The sequence below is a fragment of the Streptomyces sp. BE20 genome (assembly GCF_036322525.1).
Classification (GTDB): domain Bacteria; phylum Actinomycetota; class Actinomycetes; order Streptomycetales; family Streptomycetaceae; genus Kitasatospora.
This window is the reverse complement of sequence record NZ_JAQYWW010000188.1, coordinates 1-315: the sequence shown is the minus strand read 5'-3', so window position 1 is coordinate 315 and position 315 is coordinate 1. Positions and strand designations below refer to the sequence as shown.

The 315-nt window shown below is 27.0% G+C and carries 1 protein-coding gene; it reads left to right on the top strand.

From position 1 onward, the window contains the following. Positions 1–225: hypothetical protein (locus PUR61_RS45020; RefSeq protein ID WP_329874560.1), on the top strand; the 225-nt coding region annotated here is incomplete at its 5' end. Positions 226–315 lie beyond the last annotated feature (90 nt).

Below are 315 nucleotides of genomic sequence, written 5' to 3'. Positions count from 1 at the left end.
TTTTTTTGTTGTGGTGTGGTGTTTTTTTTTTTTTTTTGGGGGGGGTGGTTTTTTTTTTGTTTTTTTTTTTTTTTTGGTTTTTTTTTTTTTTTTGTTTATTATTTTTTTTTTTTTTTTTTTTTGGGGGGGGTTTTGTTGGGTTTTTTTATTTGCGGGGGGGTTGTGGGTTTTGTTTTGGGGTGTTTGTGTGGTGTGGGGGTTGTATTTTTTTTTTTTTTTATATAAACAATAATTTTTTATTTTTTTTTTTTGTTTTTTTTTTTTATTTTATAACTGTTTTTTTGCAAAACGTTTTTTTTTTTCCCGCCCCCCCCC